The following is an 8529-nucleotide window of genomic DNA, read 5'->3' as shown; positions in this document are numbered from 1 at the left end:
CACCGTTTTCTCCACCCGCTTCGGCCAGGTTGTGCCGCCGCTAAACCGATGCCGGCACCATCGTCGCCTCATCTCCGAGCAGGATCATCCGACGGCCGCGCATGTTGCCGACCTGCGAGACGGCTGCCTTCCATTCGTCGCTGGCCAACGCGGCGTCGAGCGCCTCGCGCGAGTCGAAGCTCAAAATCGAGACGCCGTCCCAGCCCTTCGACTTCTCGTCCACGGTGTCGAGGATCTCGGTGTGTAACCAGCGACGCAGCCCCGGAAGTGGCCTGGTGACCTCCGCATGCTCGCCACGCCACCAGTCGATGAATTGTTCGTGGGTCCAGTCGTTCGGACGGGCCGCCATCACAATGAGGTTGTACATTTCTCTCCTGACATGAATTCTGTTCAATTTCGACGGCCGACCAGACTCCCCCGAAGGGCTTGTCCCAGGGCTGGTTCAGGCGCGAACGATGCGCAAGCAGGCGTCCGTCACGACATCCGTGATCTCGGACAGCGACAAGCCCCCATCCGGGCGGTACCAACGCCAGACACTCACGACGAGAGCAAGGAGTAGGCCGGCCGTGACTCGGGGATCGGATTTGACGAAACTTCCCTCGTCGATACCCCGCTGTACCACTGCGGACCACCCGTCCTCGATTTCGCGCACGAGTTCACGGGACAGTCGGCGTTCGATTTCTTCCTTTTCGGAATGGCGAGGCGAGGTCAGCATCACCATGTGGTTCTGCAGAATCCTTCGCTGAAGCGCGTCCTGGGCCGACACATTCTGATATGCACTCGCCACCGCAGCCCGAAGGGCGGTCTCGGCATCGGGCGCGTCCGCGGTGGCGTTTCTGAACGCCTCCAGCGAGGTATCGAGCTCCATGCGCATGATCGTGAGCAGGCAATGCGACTTGGACTCGAAATAGTGGTAAAGCGCGGTCTGACCGATACCGACCCGGCTGGAGATCGTGGCCCACTTGGTGTGCTCGAAGCCGACCTCACCGAAATTCTCGATCGCCGCGTCGAGAATCATCTTGCGTTTGGACCGCGGGCCGTCGCGGTTTGTCACCTCGTGCGTGAGCATTGCTGTTCCCCCACCATGTCGCTTGCCGGATTTCATATTTTACCCGACTCGAGATGAACTCAGGTCATTTTTAGCAAGCTCCGTCGCTAGCCTGACTGCATCCTGGCGCGACAATTTACCCACCCGATTCTGCGGAAGGTCCGGCACACAGTAGACGTACTCCGGCCACTTCGACTTCGACAGACCGATATCCTGCAGAAATGCGGTGACGTCCGGGAGCGAGGGTTCGGAGTCCAGCGCGACGATCAGCGCCGCCACCCGTTCACCCAGCAGCTCGTCCGGGACCGGCACGACGCACACCTGAGCGATGCTGGGCATCCGTGCGATGGCCGACTCGACCTCGTTGATATCGATGTTGCGACCGCCGCGGATAACGAGCTGCTTCTGCCTGCCCGCAACGCGGATCGTGCCGTCGTCGAAGACCTCGACGAGATCGCCCGTAGGCAAGAACCCGTCTTCGGTCAGATCCGGCGGCACCGGGACGCCGTCACGGGCGTACCCGACGAACAGAGAGGGGCCCTTGACCTGGGCAAGACCCACCTTGCCGGTGGCGCACACTCGTCCATCCGACTCGACTGCACGAACTATCGTCCCGGGGAAGGGCCTGCCGTCCCGGCCGAGGCGTATCTCCGGAGTTTCGTCGATGCGCGGTGTCGTGTGACCGAGACATTCCGACATGCCGAACACTCGAAGGATTCTTGTTCCCAGGAGGACTTCCGCCCGCTCGAGGGCGCCTGCATCCATCGGTCCGCCACCGACGGTCATGGCACGCGTGGCGTTCAGCGCACCCTCCGCGCCAGGTTGCCTCGACAGCTGCAGTGCCATCGTCGGAACGAGCATGGTCCACGCCACGCGGTGTTCCTTCATCAGCTCGACAGCCACCTGCGGCGACCAACGATCGAGCAGGACCGCCGGAGACCCGTTCAACGCCGGTAGATACATCCCGAAGCAGAAGGCGGCGACCGAGGACAGTGGAACGAGACCGGCCACGGGATCGCCGGGCTGGAGGCCCACGATGTCTATCGTGCTCCGGCCCGCATAGATGAGGGCGGCCTCCGACTGGACCACGCACTTGGGCCGACCGGTCGACCCCGACGTCATCGCGACGACCGAGCCCCCCTTCCACCGCGCCACGTCACTGACCGGGCCGCCACCGACGGCTACGGTCCACCCTCGGAGAGCCTGGGCGCGTCCGGGGAACGCTTCGGTGCCCACACCCCACTGCTCGAGAGAGTCGTCTGCGGCGACCACCGCATCGGGTCTGAGATCGGCCACCGCGAATTCGAATTCGGAGGAAGGCGCGTGACGACTGAAGACCGAGATCAGACCGCCGCGAAGTCCGACCGCGACGGCCGCCGTGAGGGTCCGCCAGGAGTTGTCCGCCTGAACCAGCACCGTCGGTGAGCCACCGAGCCTCTCCTCGAGAATGCCCGCAAGTTCGCGCGCCGCGGCCACGATCTCCGCGACCGTGTGGCGCCCTTCCGCATCGACGACGGCGACGTCGTCGGGGTTCTCCTCGGCCCGCCGCACCAGTTCTGCTGCCAGTTCCTGCATCACTAACTCCTTTCGATGATGGGATCGGACCGCAACGACGCAGTCGAGTCCGGGACGATGACCGCGCGGCCGGTGATGTCACCGCGTGCGAGGCGCTCGTAGACCTCCACCACGTCATCGAGTCCGAATACCTCGACGTGCGACGACATCCGGCCGCTGCGGGCGAGATCCACGACCTCGCGAAGGTTTTCGTAGTTCCCCCAGAAAGGGGCGTTCACCTGCCAGCCCATCGCCAGGCCCTCGGACTTGCCTACCTGGATACATCCACCGGCGGATCCGACCACCGCGAGCCGGCCACCGGGCGCGAGAGACTGCAGCGCCGGTTCGACCGTACTCTGCGCACCCACGAAATCCAGGACGAGGTCGACACCACCGGAGGAAGCGAGATCAACTGCGACGTCTGCCAGATCTGCTGCCACGACATGAGCGCCCAGCCCGCGGGCCAGGTCCCGGGCCTCGGGGCGCGGATCGACCGCCACGATGCGACCACAACCGAAGTCGCGCAGGATCTGTACCGCCAGGTGGCCCAGCCCACCGATTCCCAGTACGAGCACGGTGCCGTCGTCGTCGACGATGTCACGGTGCGAGGCGATCGCGTGAAACGTGGTGAGGCCGGCGTCGGCGAGTGGCGCCAGGAGTTGGGGGTCCACGCCGTCCGCCGGAACCAGATACTCGGTAGACGGCACCAGCACGAAGTCGGCGAGGCCGCCGTCGTAGCCGAGGCCCGCTCCTATGGGCGCCGAACCGGCCTCGGTTCCCGCGAACGAGAGGCAGTAGTTCTGACGCCCCCGGTGACAGTTGCGGCAGGTTCGGCACGACCAGACACCGTGCACCAGAACTTGTTTCCCCAGCCAGTCGGATTCGACTCCCTCACCGAGTCGAATGACCGTGCCTGCGATCTCGTGACCGAGGGTCATCGGCAGACGGTAGTTCAGCCGGCCCGGTGCGGCATTCATCACGGACAGATCCGAGTGGCACAAGCCCGCGGCGTCCACCCGCAACAGGACTTCGCCGTGCCCGGGCGTCGGGACGGGAACCTCACGCAGGACCGGACCTGCGCCCCAGGCTTCGAGTCGCACGGCCCGCATGGTTTCCATGGTCATCGTGCGGTCCAGCCACCGTCGACGACGACGGCCTGACCGGTGACGTACGTCGAGGCGTCCGAGGCCAGGAACAGAAGCGCACCGTCGACCTCACCCTGACGTCCGCCCCGATTGAGCATCGTGTTGCGACGCACCCACGTCGCGGACCGTTCGTTGCTGAACAGCCCGTCGGTCATCTCCGTATCGAACCATCCGGGGACGAGGGAATTGACGCGTACCCCGCGGCGTCCCCACTGGCCTGCGAGTTCACGGGTGAGACCCAGGATCGCAGACTTCGACGCGGCGTATCCCGCGCCTCCGATGGGTGCGGTCGACACGAGGCCGATCACCGAAGACACGTTGATGATCGAGAGTGCACGCCCAGCGGGATTCGCCAGCACCACCGCCGTCGAGAGGTGGAACCCGGATGCCAGATTGAGGTCGAGGATCGAGGAGAAATCGGCGATCGACTCGTCTTCTGCATTCGGGGGTCCGGGCTTGCCCGCGTTGTTGACGAGGATGTCGACGCCACCGCTGTCCGCCAGGACCTTCTCGACGAGCGCGCGACGGCTGTCGGGATCCGTGACGTCACAGGTCACCGGGCGGATGTTGGCAACTTCCTCGGCGAGCGCCGTGAGCCGGTCCGCCCTGCGAGCCGCGGCGTGCACGGTGGCGCCGGCGGCGGCGAGGGTTCGGGCGAATCCTTCGCCCAGTCCCGACGAAGCCCCGGTGACGATGGCCGAACGTCCGCTCAGATCGAACAGGGCCGGGACCCGGGCGGCCGCGTCCGTCGCGATATCGGTCACGGTCAGTACACCGCCGTCCGGCCGCCGTCCACCGTGAAGGTGGAGCCCGTCGTGTACGAGGCGCGGTCGCTCGCGAGGTGCACCACCAGGCCCGCGATCTCCTCGGGCCGGCCGAGCCGGCCCGCAGGCAGCCGATCGACCACCTTGCCGATGAACTCGTCATCCCAGTTCTCGGCCATATCGGTGGCGAAAGCGCCCGGCATGATGCAGTTCACCCGCACCGTTGGCGCGTACTCCTGAGCGAATGCCATGGTCAAGGCGTTGAGTCCGCTCTTGGACGCCGCATAGACCGCCTCCGGAGGACTCGGCCGTACCGCGCCGATGCTCGAGATGTTGATGATCGATCCACCGCCCGCGGCAGCCATTCGGGCGCCGGCCACCGCCATCAGCCGGAACGGTCCCTTGAGGTTGACCTCGATGGTCTTGTCGAAGAGCGACTGCCCGACACTCTCCAGCGTCGGTGCGAGCGGTGCGATACCGGCATTGTTGACCACGATGTCGAGGCGGCCGAACGTGTCGTAGATCCGCTCGACGGCCGGTTCGATGTCGTCCCATCGGCCGATGTGCAGGGGAAGTCCCAGCACCTTCGCGCCCGTGGTGGCGGCGAGTTCGGCAGCCACCACCTCACACGCGTCCGCCTTTCGACTGGAAACAACCACCGTGGCGCCGGCCTCGGCCAGCCCACGCGCGATGGCCAGTCCCAGTCCACGCGTTGCACCGGTGACGAGCGCGACCTTGCCGGCCAGTTCCTCTGTCGTCATTTCTTGTGCGCCTCCAATTCGATCCGGGCGACGGTCCGCAGGTGGACCTCGTTGGGGCCGTCGGCGATCTGCAACGCGCGAGTGATCGCGAACAAACGTGCCAGGACGGTGTCGTCACTGACGCCCGCCGCACCGAAGGTCTGTACAGCGCGATTCACCACCTGGTGGGCGGTCTCCATGGCCGCCACTTTGATCGCGGCCACCTCCGACCGCGCCGATGCGTTGCCCTTCGTATCCATCAGCCAGGACGACTTCAACACCAGAAGCCTGATCTGATCGATCTCGATCCTGCTGCGGGCGATCCATTCCCGGACGACACCGCGATCGGCGAGCGGCCCACCGAATGCCTCCCGGGCCAGCGCTCGCTCGCACATGAGACCCAATGCCCGTTCGGCGAATCCGATCGCTCTCATGGCGTAGTGCATGCGGCCGGGTCCCAGTCGCCCCTGCGCAATCGCGAAGCCGTCGCCCTCCTTGCCGAGGATGTTCTCAACCGGCACGCGGACATCGGTGAACTGGACCTCGCCGTGACCGAGGCGGTCCTTGTACCCGAACATCGGCAGGTCGCGGAGCACCTCGACGCCCGGGGTGTCCATCGGAACGAGGATCATGCTCTGCTGACGGTAAGTGGGGCCGTCCGGATCGGACTTGCCCATGAAGATAATGAGGCGGCAGTCGGGGTCGAGAACACCGGACGCGTACCACTTCCGGCCGTTGATCACGTACTCGTCACCGTCACGGCGAATGGTCGAGGTGATGTTCCGTGCGTCCGAGCTCGCGACCCACGGTTCGGTCATCGCGAACGCGGAGCGGATCTCACAGTCGAGAAGCGGCTGGAGCCACTGCTTCTGCTGCAATTCGGTGCCGTACAGTGCCAGGATTTCCATGTTGCCGGTGTCGGGCGCCGAGCAGTTGATCGCCTCGTTGCCGATGATGGAACGTCCCACCAGTTCGGCGAGCGGGGCATACTCGAGGTTGGTCAGACCGGCGCCGCGGTCGCCGTGGGTCATGAACAGGTTCCACAGCCCCTGCTCCCGCGCCTCGGCCTGCAAGTCGCGCATGACCTGCGGCTGCTCATGCGGGTTCTCGTTCGCCGCGATCTGGGCGTCGTACACCGACTCTGCCGGATAGACATGTTCGTCCATGAACACCTGGAGCTTGTCGAGCAGCTCCTGGGTGCGCTGTGAGTACGCGAAGTCCACTTGTCGTCCTCTCCTCGTGACCCGGCTCAGCCGAGCAACTGCATTGCGCCTCGAACGAGGCTCCGAATGGTCTCCGGCAACCTCTCCTGGTCAGGGTCGTGATGTCGGCCTTCGCGGTGGCGCCGAAGGTTGTGGCCCATGATCGCGGCCATCTTGAAGCGGCCGAGGGCGTTGAACCACGCGAGTTCGGTGAGTGACTCCCCGTCACCGACGTACGCCGCGCAGAGTTCGTCCGCGCTCGGCAGGCCTTCGACCACGCGGCCGACGCCCGGAAAGTTGGTGCCGTCGGCGAAGACGAGGAACCAGCCGAGTTCCACTCGGGGGTCGCCGACACTCCAGATCTCCCAGTCGATGAGCGCGGCAAGTTCCGTGCCGGCGGCGATGATGTTTCCGAGCCGGTAGTCACCGTGCACCAGTGTCGGTGTCATTCCCTGCGGAATATTCTGTGCCAGAATCTTTTCCAGCTCCGCTGCACCTTGGACCAGTTCGGGCGGTACCGCGTGCATGGTGCGCGCCCATCGCTCCAACTCGTCCGCCGGTGTCAGTACCGTCCCGTCGAACGGGATGGCGTCGAGCGGCACGGCATGAAGCCCGCGCAGCATCTCGGACGCGCGCAGCATGCGCTCGGCCGCGAGCGTCGGCTCCACAGCGGGATCGTCGAGCACAGGCTCTAGCGACTCACCTTCCACGAGTTCCATTGCAAACCAGGCGGGTTCGGTGTCGTCTACGACGACTACCCCGGGGACCGGGACATCGGTGGGACCGAGCGCACGCAGGATCCGCGCCTGCCGCATCATGTCGTGGCGGCCGATCGAGCGCTGCCCCTCGGGCACGGCCTTCACCACGAATGACGGTCCGTCGGTGGTGACCCGGTAGGTCAGGCCGGAGTGTCCGCCCACGATGGGCACCACGCCGGTGACGGACAGACCGTGGGCATCGGCCGCGAGCTGTTCGGAGATCCGCGCGACGAGCGCGTCCGACGCGGTGTTCAGTTCGGTGGTGGTCATGGTCGCTGCTCCCTGGGCATGCCCAGCACGCGCTCGGCGATGATGTTGTGCTGAATCTCGTCGGTACCGCCCGCGATGCGGTAGCCCGGTGCGCCGAGCACCTGATCGGTCCAGGCCCACGTGCCCCAGACACCCGAGTCCACGGTGAGGTCGCTGCCCAGCAGCATTCGCGCGACCTCCGACGTCCGGGCCATCGTGCTCGTCGCGAGCAGTTTGCCCATGGACGCTTCCGGTCCTGCATCCGCCCCGGCGACCAGCGCAGCCGCCACGCGCATCCCGGTGAGCCGCTGCACGAAACTACGCGTGACGAGGTCCGCTACGGAATCGCTCTCGAGTTCCGTCAACGGGCGCTTCATGTTTCGCGCGAGTTCCACCGCTCGGTCGGCATTCGCGAGACCGAGAGCGCCAGAGTCGAGTCGCTCCGCCGCGAGCACGGTGAGTGCCACCTTCCAGCCGTCTCCGACCGGACCCAGTCGCTGAGCGTCGCCGACGACGACGTCGTCGAGGTACACCTCGTTGAACGAGGCTCCGCCCGTGATCTGCCGGATGGGTCGCACGGTGACCCCGGGTGCATTCATCGGTACGAGAAACACTGTGAGGCCGGCGTGCTTGGAAGTGTCGGGGTCGGTGCGGCACACGGCGACACCGACGTCGGCGACACGTGCGCCCGAGGTCCAGACCTTGTGTCCGGACAGTACCCAACCATCCTCGGTACGTGTCGCTTTGGTACGCACCGCCGCCAGATCGGAGCCCGCTTCCGTCTCGGAGAAGAGTTGGCAGGCGATCACGTCGGTGCGCAACATCGCGCGGACGTATCGGTCACGTTGCTCCGTAGTGCCCCATTGAGCGACGGTAGGAGCTACGAGTTGCTGGGTGACGGAGAACATTTCGGTGCGGCGCGGAACATCGAACGTATCCTCCTCACGCCGGAACGCCAGGGCATACGACGTCGGCAGGTCGCGGCCGCCGTCCTCCACCGGCCACGTCAGTGCACCCCATCCGGCGTCGAACTTGACCTGCTCGTACGCCCGGATACGGTCGGTTTCCT

General features: G+C 65.8%; 9 protein-coding genes. All 9 read right to left on the bottom strand.

Annotation, left to right across the window (positions count from 1 at the left end; translation table 11 throughout):
• Positions 1-40 precede the first annotated feature (40 nt).
• Positions 41-367: an EthD family reductase gene (locus WAW17_RS15305; RefSeq protein ID WP_422333801.1), complete on the bottom strand. Its 327-nt coding sequence runs from the start codon at positions 365-367 to the stop codon at positions 41-43.
• 75 nt (positions 368-442) lie between these two features.
• The gene (locus WAW17_RS15300; protein WP_422333800.1) at positions 443-1069 is read right to left on the bottom strand and encodes a TetR/AcrR family transcriptional regulator; all 627 of its coding nucleotides are present in this window, start codon (positions 1067-1069) and stop codon (positions 443-445) included.
• A 39-nt stretch (positions 1070-1108) separates the two neighbouring features.
• Positions 1109-2623, bottom strand: a complete 1515-nt coding sequence (locus WAW17_RS15295) for a class I adenylate-forming enzyme family protein (protein WP_422333799.1) — start codon at positions 2621-2623, stop codon at positions 1109-1111.
• A 2-nt stretch (positions 2624-2625) separates the two neighbouring features.
• Complete coding sequence (locus tag WAW17_RS15290; RefSeq protein ID WP_422333798.1) at positions 2626-3726, bottom strand: NAD(P)-dependent alcohol dehydrogenase; 1101 nt, start codon at positions 3724-3726, stop codon at positions 2626-2628.
• Positions 3723-4511, bottom strand: coding sequence for an SDR family NAD(P)-dependent oxidoreductase (locus tag WAW17_RS15285; protein WP_422333797.1), 789 nt, complete (start codon positions 4509-4511; stop codon positions 3723-3725). Before WAW17_RS15285 ends, WAW17_RS15290 begins: the two co-directional genes overlap by 4 nt.
• Positions 4512-4513: 2 nt before the next feature.
• Positions 4514-5272, bottom strand: a complete 759-nt coding sequence (locus tag WAW17_RS15280) for an SDR family NAD(P)-dependent oxidoreductase (RefSeq protein ID WP_422333796.1) — start codon at positions 5270-5272, stop codon at positions 4514-4516.
• Positions 5269-6474: an acyl-CoA dehydrogenase family protein gene (locus tag WAW17_RS15275; RefSeq protein ID WP_422333795.1), complete on the bottom strand. Its 1206-nt coding sequence runs from the start codon at positions 6472-6474 to the stop codon at positions 5269-5271. Before WAW17_RS15275 ends, WAW17_RS15280 begins: the two co-directional genes overlap by 4 nt.
• Before the next feature lie 26 nt (positions 6475-6500).
• Positions 6501-7481, bottom strand: coding sequence for a phosphotransferase family protein (locus WAW17_RS15270; protein ID WP_422333794.1), 981 nt, complete (start codon positions 7479-7481; stop codon positions 6501-6503).
• Positions 7478-8529, bottom strand: a 1052-nt coding sequence (locus tag WAW17_RS15265; RefSeq protein WP_422333793.1) for an acyl-CoA dehydrogenase family protein, incomplete at its 5' end; no start/stop codon positions are given. The genes WAW17_RS15270 and WAW17_RS15265, both read right to left, overlap by 4 nt.

The sequence above is a fragment of the Rhodococcus sp. (in: high G+C Gram-positive bacteria) genome, assembly GCF_049286785.1.
Classification (GTDB): domain Bacteria; phylum Actinomycetota; class Actinomycetes; order Mycobacteriales; family Mycobacteriaceae; genus Rhodococcus_F.
This window is presented reverse-complemented; position numbering and strand designations above follow the sequence as displayed.

Excerpts from the sequence above, each read along its gene's own strand:
- WAW17_RS15295 (WP_422333799.1), bottom strand. The coding sequence starts at position 2,623 with ATGCAGGAACTGGCAGCAGAACTGGTGCGGCGGGCCGAGGAGAACCCC.
- WAW17_RS15270 (WP_422333794.1), bottom strand. The coding sequence starts at position 7,481 with ATGACCACCACCGAACTGAACACCGCGTCGGACGCGCTCGTCGCGCGG.
- WAW17_RS15280 (WP_422333796.1), bottom strand. The coding sequence starts at position 5,272 with ATGACGACAGAGGAACTGGCCGGCAAGGTCGCGCTCGTCACCGGTGCA.
- WAW17_RS15300 (WP_422333800.1), bottom strand. The coding sequence starts at position 1,069 with ATGCTCACGCACGAGGTGACAAACCGCGACGGCCCGCGGTCCAAACGC.
- WAW17_RS15290 (WP_422333798.1), bottom strand. The coding sequence starts at position 3,726 with ATGACCATGGAAACCATGCGGGCCGTGCGACTCGAAGCCTGGGGCGCA.
- WAW17_RS15305 (WP_422333801.1), bottom strand. The coding sequence starts at position 367 with ATGTACAACCTCATTGTGATGGCGGCCCGTCCGAACGACTGGACCCAC.